We start from the raw sequence: 18,462 nt of genomic DNA on the forward strand, positions 1-18,462 counted from the left end.
GATGCCCTTGATGCGCTTCAGGAGTTCGCCATTTTGCGTCTTGTCGACGAGCGGAATCAGGCGGTAACCCACTTCCAGGCCCAGCGTGTCGACCGGCATGACATCCTGCCAGCTCGCCTCTTCCTGCTCGGCCGGCGTGGTGGCCGCCGCGCCGCCGCCCGGCGAACCCGCCGATCCCGTGCCGCCGGCCGCGCCCTGTGCGTCTTCCGGCGGCATGTTCTTGCGGCGCTTTTCCAGCAGATAACCGCCGCCGAGCAGCGTGCTGCCCAGCAACAAGAACACGAGGTTCGGCATGCCCGGGATCAGGCCCATGCCGCCGATGATGCCGCCCGTGATGTACATGACTTCCGGTTTCGCGAACAGCTGGCCGACGACCTGGGAGCCTACGTCCTTGTCGCTGGCCACGCGCGAGACCACCATACCGGCCGCGATCGAGATGATCAGCGACGGGATCTGCGCGACGAGGCCGTCGCCGATGGCCAGCAGTGTGTAGTTCTTGACCGCGTCGGCAAAGCCCATGTCGTGCTGGACCATGCCCACGATCAGGCCGCCGACGACGTTGATGACAGTAACGAGGATGCCGGCCACTRCATCGCCGCGCACGTATTTCGACGCACCATCCATCGCGCCATAGAATTCCGCTTCCATTGAGACTTCCGAGCGGCGGCTCTTGGCTTCCTGCTCGCCGATCAGGCCGGCGTTCAGGTCGGCGTCGATCGCCATCTGCTTGCCCGGCATCGCGTCCAAGGCGAAGCGTGCACCCACCTCGGCGATACGACCGGCACCCTTGGTGACGACGGTGAAGTTGATGATGGTCAGGATGACGAAGACAACGAGACCGACCGTGTAGTTGCCGCCGATCAGGAAGTGGCCAAATGCCTCGATCACCTTGCCCGCCGCCGCGCCACCCGTGTGTCCCTCGGTCAGCACGACACGCGTGGACGCCACGTTGAGCGACAGGCGCAGCATCGTCGTCACCAGCAGCACGGCCGGGAACGCCATGAAGTCGAGCGGCTTGACCGTGTACAGCGCGGTCAGCAGCACGATCACGGACATCGCAATGTTGAAGCTGAAGAACAAGTCCAGTGCGAACGCCGGCAGCGGCAGGATCATCATCGCCAGCAGCAGGATGATCAGGATTGGCGCCGCCAGCGCATTGCCGCGGGCACCGATCTGTTGCAGCCAGGGCGGCAGTTTGAAACCGTTCATTGAAGCTCCGTCATACAGGGTCGAATCGTCACGACATTATGACTGATGCCTGACGGAAACTATTCACCAAGGAGACGGGAAAAACAGGTGTATTTCGGCAGCTCAATGTCGCGTATCCGGCCCCGGGTTCGGACCGGCCTTCTGCGACGCCGGATTGAACGGGTCCATTTCGGGCGGGACCGGCAGCTTCTTCGGCCGGTCCGGATACTGGTCGAGCGTACCCTTGCTGTAGGCGCGCAACTGGTAGACGTAGGCCAGCACTTCGGCCACGGCCGAGTACAGCGCTTCCGGGATCTCGTCGTCGATGTCCGTATGCTTGTACAGTGCACGGGCCAGCGCCGGGGCTTCAAGCATGGCGACCTTGTGCTCCTTCGCGATCTCGCGGATCTTGGCCGCGACCTCGTCGGTACCCTTGGCCACGACGCGCGGGGCACCGCGCTGCCCATCCGCATACTTCAGCGCGACGGCGAAGTGAGTCGGGTTGGTCACGACCACGTCGGCGGTCGGCACATTAGCCATCATGCGCTTGCGCGCCATCTCGCGCTGCATCTGGCGGATCTTGCCCTTGATCTGGGGATTGCCGTCCGATTCCTTCGATTCCTGGATGACTTCCTGGCGCGTCATCTTGAGCTTGTCGGCGTAATGCCACATCTGGTACGGTCCGTCGAGGATGGCGATGGCGCCTAAAGCGCCAACCATCGTCAGGAACGCCTTCGCGAGCAAGCTGCCCAGGTGCGGCGCAGCCGTACCGAAAGGCTCGGTGACGAGGCCGATCACGGCATCCCTCTGGCTCATCACGACGAACCACGCCACCGCGCCGACCAGCAAGGCCTTGGCGACGGCCTTCAGCAGTTCGACGAGGGCATTGGTGGACACCATGTTGCCCAGGCCTCGTAGCGGATTGAGCTTGGCGAAATTGGGGGCAAACGCCTTGGCGCTGAAGTTCCAGCCGCCGATCAGCATGGGCGACGCCAGCATCATGAGCATGACGGCGCCTGCCAGCGGCAGGCAGGCCAGCAACACGCCGCCGACGTCGGCGGCGATCCGCTCGATGAGCACGTTGGGGTTGTAGACCTGCTCGCGGTCGAGCGACAGCCCGCGCTCCAGCACGGACGAGAGCTTGTCGACGAGGCCGCCGCCCATCATCCACAGGCCGGCGCCGGCTGTCATCAACACGGTGAAGGTGGCCACTTCGCGCGAGCGGGGAATATCGCCTTCTTCGCGCGCTTGCCTCAGCCGTTTTTCTGACGCTGGTTCGGTCCGTTCGGCGTCGCTGTCCTCTGCCATTCATTGCCCCTTGGTAATGCCGACGCACCGCGGCCGGTTCGTTTCACATCAGGATTATTTCAGACGCCGCAAGCGCGCCATCGACCGAAAAGGCTGGCGAAACGTATGCTTTCCGAGAAATCGACAAGTCCGCTACAGCTTATTTCTGGGTTGCCGGGCAATTTTGAGTGAACACCAGGTAAGGCACTTTCCCCGCCTTGAAGATATCCCCCTGCCCCGAAGCAGAAGGAGGCTGGTGATCGCCAGCGATATAGACGAGCGTACACCCCGACGATTTCCGCTCCTGAAGGCGTGCCGCAAGCGCAGAAATTGCTCTCCTTGTTATTATTTGTGTCGGGTGATCCACCTTGAGTTCATTGAAGTACTTACCGCCACGATCCAGCGCCGCAGGATCGACCGGCTCATGGCTCGATATAGTCAAAATGTAAAGAAACGCCGGTTTTACAGAATTATCCAGCATGTCAATGCTGAGTTGAATCAGATTTTCATCGCACGCCGCCGGGAAAGGGCCAGGACAGTGAGGCTGGTTCTGCAATTTGTCACCGAATACCCGGTTTTTGATGCCGAAGCGCGTCCAGAATGTACTACGCGCATAAAAAGATCCTTGATATCCATGGACGCCAATCGTTTGATAGCCCTTGTCGGAAAGGTATTGAGGAGCGCATCGCAAACCCTCCATCCCATCCATCAACTCACCGGAAGGCTGGACGTACTTCGAGCACAGTTCCCGAAACTCGCCGCTCAAAGTTGAGCCGCGATAAGAAGCGAAGCCGAATTTCTTGATCTGAAACCCTTGATTTTGAATGTCGCCAGCCATGGCGGCGAGGGTCTCCTGTTTCTCCCCCCAAGACTCGACGAGCATGAGGATGATCTGGGGAGGCAATGGCACCTGCTGTTGCGCAAAAGAGTAAAACGTATTTTCCCGAGTTTCGGTAACATTTCCCGCCTTATTTTTGCTTGCCCCCACAGCGGAAAGTAGTATACGAGCGCTCCAGAGCGCCGGCGACTTGATGTGTTGCCGAATCGAAGGTGCATAAACAACGCCAAGCACGGCTGCTACTTTCATTACAACCACGATGACGCCAATTGGAAATATCCATGTATACCAACCTCCCATCTTCCGCAGGATGTCCGATAATAGGGAAAACCATATAAGCAGGACAACAGCAATGCCCAGCGTCCATAAGACGAACCGTGGCGTAAACGGCAAGGCTTCATGCAGATAGAACAAATACGTACGCGGAAAAATGTTCCAGGACATAAGCAAGGTCATCGCAAATACGACAACCCAGATCAAACGGCCAAAAACAACAAATTTCGGTTGGACACGTCGCTCTATCGCCGGCAAAAGCAGCGGATCGATACACAACACGGGAATATGAAGAAACAGGCTCCACAGCAGAGTTGGTACCAATAGCCATGTGAGCGACAAAATGCGGGAACGAGCGGAAAGCAACATATCCGCATTTTAGCATTGCATCATATGAAAAATGGTGTCATGTGCTCATATGCAACGGCAAGTCCCGAAAATTTCACTACTTCTGAGTAAATCCACCCTCACGAAGTTGCTTCCGAACTTGATAGAGAGCGCCGAGGTGCACTGCCTGATGCGGTGTACACATTGTGGCGCAACAAGCAAAATGTTTCCATGAAACAACATTTCTGACACTTTGTTTGCAGATAAAGTCAAAAGAATCCATCAAACCATTGATTCATAGTTATAATTATGATGCAACAGATGTATGATGTTAGCGCCCCTTCAATCGAAACAAAAAGGATTACCAATGAAGAAATTCCTCGTTATGAGCGCAATCCTGAGCCTGCTGTCGGCCCAAGCATTCGCTCAAGAAGCCGCTACCAGCGCCAACGCAGGTACGAATTCCGCTTCCAGCCAGGCTGGTTCGGCCTCGAGCACCGCTTCGAGCACCGGCGCCACGGCAAGCACGACCTCTTCGGGCGGCTTCCTGGGCACCAGCTCCATCGCCGGCATGTCGACCGGTGCTCTGATCGCCGTTGGTACTGCTGTCGCCGTCGTGGCTGCCGCCTCTTCGGACAACGGTACGACCACGACTCACTCGACCACCACGCACCACTGATCGCAACCGGGCGCCTGCGCGTCCCATTGCAGACAATTGCGAAGGTAAACGGCCGCGCTCGCGGTAATGCTGTTCAGTCAAGTGATTCTTGACCATCCGGATGGCATAGCGCTTTGACGTTGCCTTGACGGCCCGGCCGCAAATGCGCCCGGGCCGTCCGTTTTTCGGAAGCCTGAGCGGTCTTTCGCCCAAATGCGCTACGTTCACAGCGGCAAAATAAAAAATGCCGTTCATACTCAGCTGAACGGCATGAACGCGCTCGCTGCCGTTACCGGCTTGCGCGGAAGAAGAGGCACTACATTGCGCTCAGTCGAACACCTCGGCCTGCGTCAACAACTTGCCGGCCTGGTCCTTGGCCGCTAGCTGCGGCACGAAATCGATAGGCCATTCGATGCCGATGGCCGGATCGTTCCACAACAGGCTGCGCTCGTGCTCCGGATACCAGTAATCCGTCGTCTTGTACAGAAACTCTGCGGATTCGCTCAGCACGACGAACCCGTGCGCGAATCCCGGCGGCACCCAGAGCTGGCGATGATTGTCCGCACTCAGTTCCACGCCGACCCAGCGGCCGAAGGTCGACGACGATTTGCGCAAGTCCACCGCGACGTCGAACACACTTCCCTGGGTGACCCGCACCAGCTTACCCTGAGGATGCTGGATCTGGTAATGCAGGCCACGCAGTACGCCCTTGGTCGACTTGCTGTGATTATCCTGCACGAACTGGGCCTCGATGCCGGTCGCCTGAGCGAAATCACGGGCATTGAAGCTTTCAAAAAAGAAGCCGCGTGCATCGCCAAAGACTTTTGGCGCCAGCACCAGCACATCGGGTATGGCGGTCGGGGTAACGGTAAACGGCATAAACTCGACTTATTTCAACAGGTTCAAAAGATAAGCACCGTAGCCATTCTTGGCTAGCGGCACCGCAAGCCTCTGCAGGTCGGCGGCGCCGATCCAGCCCTGGCGATACGCGATCTCTTCCGGGCACGCCACCTGCAACCCCTGCCGTTTCTGCAGGGTTGCAATGAAGCTCGCGGCCTCCAGCAGGCTGTCGTGCGTACCGGTATCGAGCCAGGCAAAACCACGGCCCATGATCTCGACGTTCAGCTTGCCGCGCTCCAGATAGCAGCGATTGACGTCCGTAATCTCCAGTTCGCCCCGCGCCGACGGCTTGATATCGGCCGCCACGTTGCACACGTCGTTGTCATAGAAATACAGACCAGTCACGGCATACGACGACTTCGGCGCCTTCGGCTTTTCTTCGATGCTCAGCGCGCGCTGCCCGGCGTCGAACTCGACGACACCATAGCGTTCCGGGTCGTGCACGTGGTAAGCGAACACGGTGGCACTGTCCAAGCGCTCATTAGCGCTGTGCAATTGCTTCACTAGATCGTGGCCGTAGAAAATATTGTCGCCAAGCACAAGAGCGCTCGGGTCATTGCCGACGAAATCCTTGCCGATGATGAAGGCCTGAGCCAAGCCGTCCGGCGAGGGCTGCACGGCGTACTGGATGTTCATGCCCCAGCGGCTACCGTCACCGAGCAGGTCGGCAAAGCGTGGCGTGTCCTGCGGCGTACTGATGATGAGCACGTCGCGGATGCCGCTCAACATCAGCGTGCTGAGCGGATAGTAAATCATCGGCTTGTCATAGACCGGCATCAACTGCTTGCTGACGGCCTGCGTGACCGGATACAACCGCGTGCCCGAGCCGCCGGCCAAGATGATGCCTTTACGTTTGGTTTGGATCATGGCTGCCTCTCACAGGATTTGCTGGAGCACGTGGCGCACGCCTTCCTGCCACGGCGGAAGGACTAGGCCGAATGTCGTGCGGAATCGGGTCGTGTCGAGCCGCGAATTCAGGGGACGTTTGGCGGGAGTGGGATACTGCTCAGTGGCCAGCGGCGCAACGGCGTCGACGGTCGCCCTCAGCGTCTTGCCGGCCGCCAGCGCCTCGCCGATCACGAATTGCGCGTAGCCGTGCCAGCTCGTCTCGCCGCTGGCCGCCACATGATACGTCCCATACGGGAAGTTCATGTCGCCAGCGCTCGCGTACGCGCGCACGAGGTGGGCGCTCAGGTCCGCCAGCAGTGCGGCCGAGGTCGGTGCGCCGAACTGGTCCGCGACGACAGCAAGTTTCTCGCGCTCACCCGCCAAACGCAGCATGGTCTTGACGAAATTGCCGCCGTGCGCGCCGACGACCCAACTCGTGCGCAGGATCAGATGGCGTGGATTGGCCTCGGCCAGAGCTTGCTCGCCCTCGAGCTTCGTGCGGCCGTAGACGCTTCGCGGTTCCGGCGCATCCTCTTCCGTATAGGCACTCTGCTTCGTGCCGTCGAATACATAATCGGTCGAATAATGCAGCACCAGCGCCCCCAACTTTGCCCCCTCCTCGCCTAGAACGGCCGGGGCGGCGGCGTTGACGGCGTGCGCCGTTAACGCATCGGATTCAGCCTTGTCAACGGCCGTGTAGGCTGCTGGATTGACGATAACGTCCGGCGCGACCCGCCGCACGAGCTCGCGCAACGCGTCCGCATCGGCCAAATTACAGTCTTGCGTACCGACGGCAACGACTTCGCCGAGCGGTGCCAGTGCGCGCTGCAATTCGAAGCCGAGCTGGCCGTTCTTGCCAGTCAGGAGAATCTTCATTCAGGCACCGTATTGTTGGCCGACCCAGTCACGATAGCYGCCGCTCGTCACGTGCTGGACCCATTCCTGATTGTCGAGATACCACTGCACTGTCTTGCGGATGCCGGTCTCGAACGTCTCGGCCGGCTTCCAGCCCAGTTCGCGCTCAAGCTTGGTCGCGTCGATCGCATAACGGCGGTCATGCCCAGGACGGTCGGTCACGTACGTAATCTGGGTCGCGTACGACTGGCCGTCCGCACGCGGACGCAGTTCGTCGAGGATCGCGCACAGGGTACGCACCACGTCGAGGTTCGCCTTTTCGTTCCAGCCTCCGACATTATAGACCTCGCCCAGCCGACCGGCTTCGAGCACCCGCCGGATCGCCGAGCAGTGGTCCTTCACATAAAGCCAGTCGCGGACTTGTTGACCGTCGCCGTAGATCGGCAGCGGCTTGCCGGCCAGCGCATTGTGAATGCATAACGGAATCAATTTTTCCGGGAAGTGATACGGACCGTAATTATTCGAGCAATTTGTAGTCAGCACCGGCAGACCATATGTATGGTGGTAGGCGCGCACCAGGTGGTCGCTGGCTGCCTTGCTAGCCGAGTACGGGCTGTTCGGCTCGTAGCGGTTGGTTTCGCGGAAGGCCGGATCGTCCTTGGCCAGCGAGCCGTAGACCTCGTCGGTGGACACGTGCAGGAAGCGGAACGCAGCTTTCTCGTCGTCCGACAGTTCGCTCCAGTAAGCACGCACCGCCTGCAGCAAGTGGAACGTGCCGACCACGTTGGTCTGGATGAAGTCTTCCGGCCCGGAGATGCTCCGGTCGACGTGGCTTTCGGCAGCAAAGTTAATCACGGCGCGTGGCTTGTGTTCTTTCAGCAGTGCGCCGACCAGTTCGAAGTCGCCGATATCACCCTGCACGAAGATGTGGCGTGGATCGTCCTTCAGGCTGGCAAGATTTTCGAGGTTGCCGGCATAGGTCAGCTTGTCAAGGTTGACGACCGGCTCGCCGGACGTTAAGCACCAGTCCAGTACAAAGTTACTACCAATAAAGCCGGCGCTGCCGGTTGTTAAAATCATCTTCTACTCCGTATTAAATTTGATGACCGGAATGACGTGAGACACTCTCCCGGCCGAGCCAACCGTCGGCGCTAGCCCGGGAGCACATCAATATTCAATAAGTACCGCTCCAGCTTACACCGATCTGGCGTTGCCCCGGCGTGACACCAAAGGTCGAGCCAGTGTTGCCGCGCTGCGCTTGCCACAACCATCCGCCGACCGCCGTACCAATCACGCCGCCTGCAACAACGTCCGATACCCAATGCTGGCGGTTGGCTGTACGACCCAACGATCCGATAGCAGCCAAGCCATACAGCCATGGCGCATCGTATTCCAGGGCGAACGGTGTGACCGCAGCGAAAGCAATCGACGCATGATTCGATGGGAACGACGCATCCGAACGGCTTGTGGCCTTACCCCAGGTACCAACGTCCTCATACGGGCGAGCGCGGCGGGCCACGTTCTTGGCGCCGACCGACAGCGCCCCCGCACCGGCAATTGATTCCAGCGAAATCAGACCCATGTTCTGCATGCGGGCATCGCCGAGAAGGAACGCGGCACCTGCACCGCCGGCCAAGACGAATGGCAAATCCTTGCCGAAGTCGCCCCAGGCACGCAGGGCGCGCGACGCCTGGTGCTTTTTCATGAACCGGTCGACTGGCTTGTCCAGCAGCACCCCGCCGAGCAGTGCACCCCCTCCCAGCACAGCACCCTTCGCCCATTGCGGCAGCGTTGGCGTAGTCGATGCCGACTGCTCCAAGCGCCAGCGGAATTCCGGCCACGGGTTCGTCATCGGACGTACAGGTGGGTTGACGGCTGGTAGATTGCGTTCGTCGACTCGCTCGGCAAAATTACCCAGACCATCAAATGCAGTCATGTCGCGCCGCGGCCCCTCGATCATATCGTACAAGTCGCCAGGGCTGGCCACCATCTGGCCGACGTCGCGCGTCCATGGTGAAATGCCAAAGCCGGCCGTCGTTTGCGAGTCGAGCGGCAACATGGCATTGAGCGGTATCGACAGGAACACACCCTTATCGTTATACGGACTGGTTGGCGAGCCCGGAGTGGTGATGTCGTGACCGTTGGTCTTGGTGTACCACGCGCCCAATTCGATGCCCGACTGGAAGCGACGTTTGAACTCGAAGCGCACGCCGTCGTCCCGCGCGAGGAAGCGCCCAACCCGTGCTGTCGCCGTGATGTCGTAAGGCAGGCGATAGTGGAGCGCCCCCAGTGCAGTCACGGTCCGGTAATCGCGCTTGTCGAACCAGCCCTTGAAGCCGCGCTGCTGCAGCGCGTCGACACTGAGATCGATAGCCCAACGGCTGTCCTTCGGCAGATACAGTACCTGGCTGCCGAAGCCGCGATACATCTCCTCATAAAGTCCAGCGGAAAGGCGGGCATAAATGCGCTCTTCCGGATTCAGATACTGATTCAGCAACAAGCGGTTCAGCTTGAGTCGGTCGCCACGCTTGTAGTCGGCCACGTCGCTGCGAACGTGCGGCAGCAGGCTGTTTGACCGTTGCTTCACGYCTGAGACATTCTCCAGCACGTCCAGCTTGAGATCGCTGTTCAGGTACAAGCCAGCAGCCAGGCGCCGATCGTAGTTGGCGTTGGCGTAAAAATCGTAACGCAACGCACCGCTTGGGTCGTTGAAGAAAAGCGAAATCTTGGGCACGACCTTAAAACGATTCGCTTCACGATCTTCGGAGCTGACTTGGACGATGTCGCCTTCGTGCCCGACACGCAGACCCAGCTCACCGTCTCCCTGGATCGCGCCCAGCATATCCTGTCGGTCGTCAGCAGGCTTGTCCACCGGACCGGCATAACGAATATTCACGGTCTGCAGGAACAAATCGCGTCCCACCAAGCCTGTAAAATAATCGCTGAGGCGTTGCAGATCGTCGAATTCGTATGTCGCGATCGGCTGTTCCAGGCGGGTGTAAGTCACATGGATCGCGCGCGTGCCCTCTGGAGCGAACGCCAGCGCCGTCCGGGCGGCCCGACCGATGGCGCGGCCGAGATTCGAAATACGATTGTTGGTCAGGGTCAACTTGAGCGTACGTCCGTCGAGTTCGACACGGACGTTCTTGAAATCCTGCTTGATCAGCGCCGCCACCAGCGCAGAGCCAGCCGTTGGGTCCTGCTGCCACTGCACCGCCGTCACCCGCTCGGGCGCATCCTTGGGCTGGAAAGGCGGCGGCTCGAAGAGTTTCGGCACAAACTCGCGTTGATTGAAGGGAATACTGACGTAAGCGTTGGCGCTGAAGTGATCACGATTCCGGGCGATCTGGGCGCCAAGCCAGCCCCAGCGATATTCAATGCCGACAGCAGGGCCGTTCTTACGGAGGGCGGCGCCACTCTGCTGCGCAAGGTGATCATTGCGATAATCGTTGGCGTCATATTCTGCGACAACGGCCCATTGCGGCGCCGAAACAGGCGCCCAGCGCGCACCGGCAAACAAACCGCTTGGCCGTTTGTTGCCGTAACCAATGCTGGCCTCGAAGTTATGCATTGTGCCAAACGACTTCGACGCGACAAGGTACCGCCCCTTGAACAGTTCAGTGCCCAGCAGATCGGTCGCGCCGAACGATATCGCAGGCAACAGTCCACCTTCATCGCGCAAACGCAGCTTGACATCGGCGACCTTATCCTTGTAGCGGCCATAGCCGGTTCCATAGGAACGATCTGAGGTATCAAACGCCGGCAAGCCGGTGATCGATACATAACGCCCAGTCACCTGCAGGAAAGGCAGGAAAGTAGCGCTTACCCAAGTGCTCCCATAGGGGCTATCGTAGCTGTAGCCAGTACTGAATGTGCCGTCGCGTTCGGTCCACGCACTTGGCATATTGATGTACCCGGACTGCCCCTGAAGCGTGGGAGTAGCGGCATAAGCCTGGGCAGCACCCAGCACGAGACAACCGCAGCATGAATACTTAGCGTAATTTTGGATTAATTTGAGCACTACAACTACCCAGCACGGACAACGAAAACGGTAAGAGCACTGGCGCAAAACTGCCGGACGCAAAAAAGTAAGTTTATCATTTGCAACTGCGAGCGCCAAGCTTTATTCCATATGCCGCCCGTAGCGCCATCCTCATCGCAACATCAACTGCCGGTTGAACACAAAGAATTCATCAGGGAAAAATTCTATCCAAATCTATCCATCTGTTCAATAAAGCCAAGATACCAGCATCTGCCTCCCCACCTGTTTGCCATAAGTTGCCATCCCGACCATCATCTGTGTCTGTCGTGTTTTAGTTGCGGTCATAAAATTTACATTGCACAACTGCGCTATGATTCATACAATGACACATTGGGCTCGCAGGCCGGCCCCACGCATTGGTAGTCCTACGGCTCGGATACCTCATGATCGCTTATATGATATCCGGCATCATATTATTGGCCASCCCATGACCTTATCCGCCCCTCATTCCTTGGATGGCATGCCGTAATAGCCGGCAAATTCAGATGAAACCGACAGAATCGATTTTCCTTCCAAAAACAAAATGGTATTGCAGTCACCGCTTTGAAAAACCGCAACTGATTTGCACCGATTTTATTTCGATGTCGCTGGCATTTGCAATAGCCGCGATTATGGCTGCGCCATTTCACGGCACTTCCATTTCTTCCGCGGATGTGTGGAAGCCCGTACTCAGTTTGGGACAAGCCGAGATCTACCTGATGCTGACGGCATTGTCGACTGCGGTATTCTGGGGAAAAGGGCATTATTCGAAACGAAAACCTTTTGCGAATGAGATTAAAGATGTCCTCCAAGTGACGTTAGTGGTGGCAGCCCTTGACGTAACCTTTTTATTCCTGTCGAAATTCCAATTTTCGCGTATCACCGTCCTGTTTACCTGGACTACTGCCCCGGTTCTGCTGGTTATGCTGCGCTGGCTCATCAAGAGAACATTGATGGCCCTTGGCGGTTGGACGCGCCCAATGGTTATTATCGGATGGGGCGAAAATGCGGTCGAGACCGCCCTGGCGTTCAAGAGCGAATCGCTAATGGGTTTACGACTGGTGGCGTTTCTTATTCCGCCTGGAAAACACAAGCTGAAGCATGAGTTGACCGACAAGTTCGGCACCTTGATCCCGTCGATCCCACTGGGCGAAGACGCAACACACACGATTCGCCAACTCGGCAATCCCCACGTTGTGTTTGCGCTCGAACAAGGCGGCATCGAAACTTACCAAGACCTGATTCAGCAACTGAGCCGAAACAACAACAACGATGTGCAAGTGGTTCCAGCTCTGCGGGGCTTGCCTCTGTATGGCATGGAAGCGAATCACTTCTTTGCGCACGAGGTTTTGATTCTTACGATGCGCAACAACCTGGCGCGTCGACTCCCTCGCCTGATCAAACGTTGCTTCGACCTGGTTGTTTCGATTTCGGTCCTCGTGCTCGGCTCACCGCTTTTCCTGTTTATCGCGTTCAAGGTTGGAAAGTCTGGCCGACCAATTTTCTTTGGACATACCCGCATCGGGCAGCACAACCAGCCGTTCAAGTGCTATAAATTTCGAACCATGGCACCGAATGCGGACAAACTGCTGGCGGAGCTGCTGGCCAGCAGTACTGAAGCCCGCGCAGAGTGGGAGCGCGACTTCAAGCTCAAGAATGACCCCCGGATTACGCCAATCGGTCACTTCCTGCGCAAAACCAGCCTGGACGAGATCCCGCAATTATGGAACGTACTGAAGGGCGACATGAGCCTGGTCGGTCCGCGCCCAGTGGTGACCGCCGAGCTCGAACGTTACGGTAATCAGGTCGAGTATTATCTTGAAGCGAAGCCCGGTGTTACCGGGTTGTGGCAGATTAGCGGGCGCAACGACGTCAGTTACGACACACGTGTCTACCTGGACGCTTGGTATGTCAAGAACTGGTCGCTGTTCAACGATATCGTTATTCTGTTCAGAACTGTAAAAGTAATTTTCCGAAGAGACGGCGCCTATTGACGGTAGCTCTAGAATGAAGCGGCGCGATCGGGCGCCGCCATGCCGACCAAACATGGCCGTGCCCGAATGCCGGCTCCGCCGCTTCCTTTCTTACAACCAGCCAGCCGCAGACGCGAACACCAGCACCGCACGGTCGCTGAAGCGGCGCCGACCATTCCAGGCACAAAACCAGGCCAGCTTCGCGCGGCGCACGACCGAATCGCGTGCACCCAACACACCCCGCAGACGGTGGATGGCATTAGGTCCAGGTTTGGCCAGCATGTAGATCTGCGTGGCGGCCAGCACTTGTTTCCGGTACCAGCCATTCCTGACGAGTTCGAGGCGCCTGCTGATCGACGCCAGACCGCCGCGCGAACCGATTTCATTGCCCTCATGCTGGCGATAGCGCATCTTTGGCGTCGCGTCGAAATACCACTTGAGCCCCCAGGCGCGGCTCAGAAGGTAAATCAGCCAGTCGTGGTAATGCAGGGTTTCGACCGCGTCGGCATGATCGTTGCAGAACGTCCGTACCCTCGTAAAAAAACCGGCCGGCATTACGAAGGTGCAACCCTGCCCCGCGCCTTCGAACAGGAAATCGCCGCCGCTGGTCACTGGCCGCTGCGCTATTACGCGCTCGCGTCCGTCCGGCCAGAACGAAGTCACCGAACAGGAATACCCGGCCGCGCCGCTGGTTTGTAGCGCAGCAGTGGCGGACTGAAGCTTGTCAACGGCCCAGATGTCGTCCTGGTCCGCCAGCGCGACGAAATCGAATTCCGCTGGATCTGCAAATCGATACAGGCGCCTGAAGTTGGCGCCGGCCGAGCCGCTCGGCCGGCCCCATGCATGCAGTGCGACCCGCGCATCGTTGCCCCATTTTTCCTGGACTAGGCTGCGCGTAACATCTTTCGACAAATCGTCACCAATCAGGATGCTGACTTCGACCCCGCGTTGCGCCAGGATCGATTCGACCTGTTCGCTCAGCCACGGCGCGCCGTTATAACTTGCCAGGAGAACTAGCACCCGCGGCAACGCACGGATGTTGTCGTCTTGCTGCTCTGCTACTGATGCCATATTTCAATATAATTTGATTAAACCTGTGTGCAGGGCTGGATCACCCCAACGTTCTCGCCGGACGACGCCGGCTCGCAAACAGCACGGCGCGCAGCATCGTGATGCGCATTTCAATTTTCTTTCCCAGGCTGTAACGCGATTTTTCGCCCGTCGGAGAGTGATTTGCGCCGTGCCGGCGGTAGTACATCGAGGGTTCCTGCACCCGGCTGACCACGAAAAAGCGCTCGGCCAGAAGGCCCAGATACCAGTCATGCCACTGGATCCCACTGTAAAACGGCAGGGCTAGGCTGAGCACGTCGCGCCGGAACGCCATGCAGCATCCGATATAACTGTTCTTGCCCAGATTGCGCCAGAAGCCACGGCGCACGCCGATCGCTTCGGCAATCGTCACTCCCAGCGGGACCAACTGTGCATCGACCACGAATCCGTTCAGCAGGACCAGGTCGGCCTTAGCCAGTTCGCTGCGGATTTGCGCAAGGCGTCCTGGCAACCAGACATCGTCCTGGTCGCATAGTACGAACTGCTCGGCGCCACTTTCGTACGCAGCGGCCAGCGCACGCTCAAAGTTGGGCACCACACCACCGACGCGTGAAGTGGCGACGACGATGACGTCATGGGACAGCGAAGTGGCAATCGCGACGGTCTCATCGCCCGACCCATCGTCGGACAAGTAGATCTTATCGCCCGGAAGCAGCTGCGGCACGATTGAGCTGATCTGCTCCGCGATGTAGGCTGCGCCCTGATAAGAAGCCAGACATACGGCAATTCGTGTCATGCGGATGTCCTTTGATCGGCGTCTGCCACAAACAGATATTTCTTAAATACGTACAAGAAAAACAGCTGGAAAATGACCGGCAGGTAAAAGAAGAAGTTTTCGAAAAAGGAAAACATGAAACAGAAATACATGACGGAATAACTGGTAATGGCGACGAAAGTGCGTTCGCCCCGCACCCGTTTCCTGTACGCTTCGATCCCTTGGCAAAAGCAGAAAAAAATCAGCCACAGGCCGATGATGCCGAGATCACGGTACAGTGGCGTAACAAAGGAGCCGACGGTGAATTGGGATATTTCAAGCAGGTCTTCGGCATGGTCCGAAGCCGGCCGCAGGAACGACGGAATGACTTGCGAGAACGAACTGAAATCGAGGTAAGGCGGCCCGGCATTGACAGCATTATCCAGGTTCAGAAGATTGAAATAAAAGTAAGCATACATCCAGATTCCCGCCTTTGGCACCCATCTGTATTGATCCGTAATCTTCGCCAAGTCGGTAATATCCTTGCCGACGCGTATGTCACCAATCACACCGAACAGGAACAGCGTGATCGAGGCCATCACGACGATGCGGGTGGTGGTGACGCGCTTGCATATCAAGTTGAAGACGACGAACGATTCCACCAGCAACGAAATAATGTTCTGGCGCGTCATAAAAAACAAAAAGATGCAGATTACGAGAAAAAAAACATTCCGGTAGAGGGCCTTGCGTTCGATCATCCAGAGATAAAACGCGGTAATGCCAAGTGCGTTGGCGAAAGCATTGAAAAAACCGTAGACCCCTTTGATGCCGAAAGTCATGTAGCCGCTGTCTCCAGTCAACAACAAATGAATCAACGGTATATAACCTGCTACCGCGACGTTGAGCACAGCCAGCGACAGCAATACACTCACCAAAGCGCGAAAGCGTCCTGGCCTGGCGACAGCGTCGTCACGGCGGCCCAGCGCCACCGGCAGACGCACCGGGGGAATAAATGCCGCGGCAATCGCAATCAGCGATACCACGACAGTAATCGTGCGTGGAGTGACGTCGCGGCTGTATTCAGAAATTCCGAGCGTGCCGAAAACCAGGATCATGAACCACGGCACCGTAAACGCCACCCAGGCGTTAGTCAGGTCGCACCGGTACACGACGAACAGCAGGCCGACAATGACCAAGCTAACCTGGGTCACAAGGTGCACGTCCAGATCGACGCTGCAGATCAATATAATCCACAGCAGAGGCAAGATGCGCAGCGCGCGTAGTAAAAACGATTCAGGCGACATCGGCCATACAGTTTTATGAATTGCAGTTGAATGGAGCATCAACTGGTGGGTTATCGGACGGGCATGGGGCCAGGGGCCCGAACTTGCATCACGCGTCTCGCTTCAGCAACAAAACACCCAGAGATGGCCAGGATCGCTGCCGCCAATCCCGACCTCAAGACATTTAGAAGGCGTTCTTGGCTCGGTGGTACCTCCGGTACAACAGCCGGATCGAGCACCTGTATGATTGCTACGTCTTGCGCAAGAACCATTCGCGCCAGTTCATGTCGCACGGCAATCAGATCGTAAATTTGCCGTGAATCATTCAGATTTCGCACCAATTGCGTCGCGGCGGACGCGCCAGCGGCCTTGGCGTCGTTCACGTCGTCGATCCCAGTGCCGCTAGACAATTTGGCGAGCGCCGCTTGCAAACTCTCGAGCTCATGCCGGGCTCGCATATATTCTGGATTCTGTCCACTCAGAAAGCCACTGACAGCATCGATCTTTACATTCTGTTCGGAGATTCGCGCACGCAGGCTGGCGATGTTGCCGGCGATGGCGTTGGCGCTGTCGACCGCACTCGCCATGCCGTGCCGCTCCATCTCCTGATGAAGCGCTTGCTCCGCGGCGGCGACGTTCTGGCCCGCGGTCACCAGTTCCTTCGCAAAAAACTGCCGCTGCTGTGCCGCCACGTTGACCTCGGCACGGCGCGCCACACGGTTCAGTTCAGCGATATAGGCATCAACCAAGCCGGCAGCGCGTTCGCGGTCGCTATCTTCTACGGTAATCTCGATGAAACCATCCTTTCCAGCGACGACGGTCGTACGGTCCCTCAGCATCCTGCGCGCGTTCTCGCGGGAATTGGTGCCATACATTTTTTCCAGATTAAACCGTACGATCAAGGCGTCGACAACAGTATTGCTTTTGAGGATTCCAACATAAAAAGTCGCGGGCGTCTTCCCGCCGGCGATTGCGCTGCCTCTGCCCGTCACGCCGAAGTCCGACGCCAGTGCCAGCAAGCTGATCTGCGCCCCTTGCGAAGGCAACAATTTAGCGCTGGCGATGTATTCATCCGGCCGCACGAAACTCCACACGAGCGCAAACACCATGCCGGCAAACGAGAACGCAGCGATGAACTTTTTGTAGCGCGCAAGAAAAATCAGCAATTTTAACAAGCTGAATTCTTCCTGTGCGAGCGCAGTGTTATAGGACATACTGGCGTACTTCACTTGGACAGGCGCATCGATGGACAATTGATGTATCCGCAGGCGCAGGCGGGTTGCCGGACCTGTAGAAAGTAAGGGTACGCGCCAGCGGAACGGGATTAAGCACGCTATGTTACCTGACTTTATTTAAAAGCGGAAACGTCAGCCGGCAGTACCGCGCGCGCATGGTCAAGCAGCGAAGCCCGCGCAGCAATCGTCGAAGTCAGAGCACGGATGCCGGCGGCCCCAAGCGCCTCCAGACGGGCCCGATCGGCCAGCAAGGCGGCGATGGCGCGCGCTGCCTGGTCGGGAACGTCGCGATCGATGCGCAGGGCAATACCTGTCAGGAAGTCAATGCCGGCCAGGGATTCCGCAGTTGCGGCGGAGGGCAAACCGTAGGAAGCCGCCTCAAGCATCTTGATCTTGATGCCAGCGCCGAGGACCACCGGGCACAGGAACAGAGCCGCCGTGCGGTGCAATTGATCCAGCATCTGGTCTGACACGAAGCCATGGAAAGTCGCCCCCTCTGGAACGGAGCTTGGACGCATTTCTTCCGAACTGGTGCCGACGATATCCAGCGTAATATCCTGATCAAGCGCCAGCAGGGCCGGCAGTAAACGTTCGACCAGCCATTCAATTGCATCCTTATTGGGGAAATACTTGGCTGATCCGACGAAGAGCAAGCGCTTACCGCCGGGATAGCTCCACTGCGGCGTTTTCAGTTGTGGCAATTCTGGCCATAGCACGACTTTTGCCGCCACCTGCTGCATGGCCGGTAGTGCCGCGTCGGCAGCACCTATCAGGACTACCCTGGTGGACAGCGTCAGCAGTTCCGTTTCGACACGGCGCATGCGCGCAGCTTCGATACGCGCGACCAGGCGACGCAACGAGAAAGCTGGCAAGCGCGCTGCAGCCTGGTCCAGGACTGCGCTTTCGACGTTATGCGCGATATACACCAAAGG

The 18,462-nt window shown here is 58.0% G+C and carries 15 protein-coding genes; 2 read left to right on the plus strand and 13 right to left on the minus strand.

The genetic code is table 11. The annotated features are described in order from the left end of the window. The 3 genes from AC1DYX_RS14795 to AC1DYX_RS14805 all read right to left on the minus strand — a co-directional run. Window positions 1-1,209: FHIPEP family type III secretion protein (locus tag AC1DYX_RS14795; RefSeq protein ID WP_477260023.1), on the minus strand; the 1,209-nt coding region annotated here is incomplete at its 3' end. Between the two features lie 102 nt (window positions 1,210-1,311). Next, window positions 1,312-2,496 carry a flagellar biosynthesis protein FlhB gene (gene flhB, locus AC1DYX_RS14800; protein WP_477260025.1) on the minus strand — a complete coding sequence of 395 codons (1,185 nt, stop codon included), beginning with the start codon at window positions 2,494-2,496 and terminating at the stop codon, window positions 1,312-1,314. 139 nt (window positions 2,497-2,635) lie between these two features. Beyond that, complete coding sequence (locus AC1DYX_RS14805; protein ID WP_477260027.1) at window positions 2,636-3,955, minus strand: sulfatase-like hydrolase/transferase; 1,320 nt, start codon at window positions 3,953-3,955, stop codon at window positions 2,636-2,638. A 325-nt stretch (window positions 3,956-4,280) separates the two neighbouring features. Here AC1DYX_RS14805 and AC1DYX_RS14810 point away from each other — a divergent pair, with 325 nt between their 5' ends. After that, window positions 4,281-4,592, plus strand: coding sequence for a hypothetical protein (locus AC1DYX_RS14810; protein WP_477260029.1), 312 nt, complete (start codon window positions 4,281-4,283; stop codon window positions 4,590-4,592). Window positions 4,593-4,898: 306 nt separating this feature from the next. Here AC1DYX_RS14810 and rfbC read toward each other — a convergent pair whose 3' ends face one another. From rfbC to AC1DYX_RS14835, 5 genes are all read right to left on the minus strand, one after another. Further along, window positions 4,899-5,450, minus strand: coding sequence for a dTDP-4-dehydrorhamnose 3,5-epimerase (rfbC, locus tag AC1DYX_RS14815; RefSeq protein WP_477260031.1), 552 nt, complete (start codon window positions 5,448-5,450; stop codon window positions 4,899-4,901). 9 nt (window positions 5,451-5,459) lie between these two features. Beyond that, window positions 5,460-6,338, minus strand: coding sequence for a glucose-1-phosphate thymidylyltransferase RfbA (gene rfbA / locus AC1DYX_RS14820; protein ID WP_477260033.1), 879 nt, complete (start codon window positions 6,336-6,338; stop codon window positions 5,460-5,462). 9 nt (window positions 6,339-6,347) lie between these two features. Further along, window positions 6,348-7,235, minus strand: a complete 888-nt coding sequence (gene rfbD, locus AC1DYX_RS14825; RefSeq protein ID WP_477260035.1) for a dTDP-4-dehydrorhamnose reductase — start codon at window positions 7,233-7,235, stop codon at window positions 6,348-6,350. Then, the gene (gene rfbB, locus AC1DYX_RS14830; RefSeq protein ID WP_477260037.1) at window positions 7,236-8,294 is read right to left on the minus strand and encodes a dTDP-glucose 4,6-dehydratase; all 1,059 of its coding nucleotides are present in this window, start codon (window positions 8,292-8,294) and stop codon (window positions 7,236-7,238) included. Window positions 8,295-8,388: 94 nt separating this feature from the next. Next, window positions 8,389-11,184 (minus strand): YjbH domain-containing protein, encoded by a 2,796-nt coding sequence (locus AC1DYX_RS14835; protein WP_477260039.1) that lies wholly within the window; start codon window positions 11,182-11,184, stop codon window positions 8,389-8,391. Window positions 11,185-11,741: 557 nt separating this feature from the next. Between AC1DYX_RS14835 and wbaP the strand changes: the two genes are divergently transcribed. Next, complete coding sequence (wbaP, locus tag AC1DYX_RS14840; protein WP_477260042.1) at window positions 11,742-13,229, plus strand: undecaprenyl-phosphate galactose phosphotransferase WbaP; 1,488 nt, start codon at window positions 11,742-11,744, stop codon at window positions 13,227-13,229. A 90-nt stretch (window positions 13,230-13,319) separates the two neighbouring features. Here the strand turns inward: wbaP and AC1DYX_RS14845 are convergent, their stop codons facing one another. The 5 genes from AC1DYX_RS14845 to AC1DYX_RS14865 form a co-directional block, all read right to left on the minus strand. Beyond that, on the minus strand, window positions 13,320-14,279 hold the full coding sequence (locus AC1DYX_RS14845) for a glycosyltransferase (RefSeq protein WP_477260044.1): 960 nt from the start codon (window positions 14,277-14,279) through the stop codon (window positions 13,320-13,322). 40 nt (window positions 14,280-14,319) lie between these two features. Further along, window positions 14,320-15,054 (minus strand): glycosyltransferase, encoded by a 735-nt coding sequence (locus AC1DYX_RS14850; protein ID WP_477260046.1) that lies wholly within the window; start codon window positions 15,052-15,054, stop codon window positions 14,320-14,322. Next, window positions 15,051-16,355, minus strand: coding sequence for a hypothetical protein (locus tag AC1DYX_RS14855; protein ID WP_477260048.1), 1,305 nt, complete (start codon window positions 16,353-16,355; stop codon window positions 15,051-15,053). Before AC1DYX_RS14855 ends, AC1DYX_RS14850 begins: the two co-directional genes overlap by 4 nt. An 11-nt stretch (window positions 16,356-16,366) precedes the next feature. Beyond that, window positions 16,367-17,548, minus strand: coding sequence for a Wzz/FepE/Etk N-terminal domain-containing protein (locus AC1DYX_RS14860; protein WP_477260050.1), 1,182 nt, complete (start codon window positions 17,546-17,548; stop codon window positions 16,367-16,369). A gap of 95 nt (window positions 17,549-17,643) precedes the next feature. Beyond that, window positions 17,644-18,462: glycosyltransferase family 4 protein (locus AC1DYX_RS14865; protein ID WP_477260052.1), on the minus strand; the 819-nt coding region annotated here is incomplete at its 5' end.

The sequence above is a fragment of the Massilia sp. P2_C2 genome, from assembly GCF_056404615.1.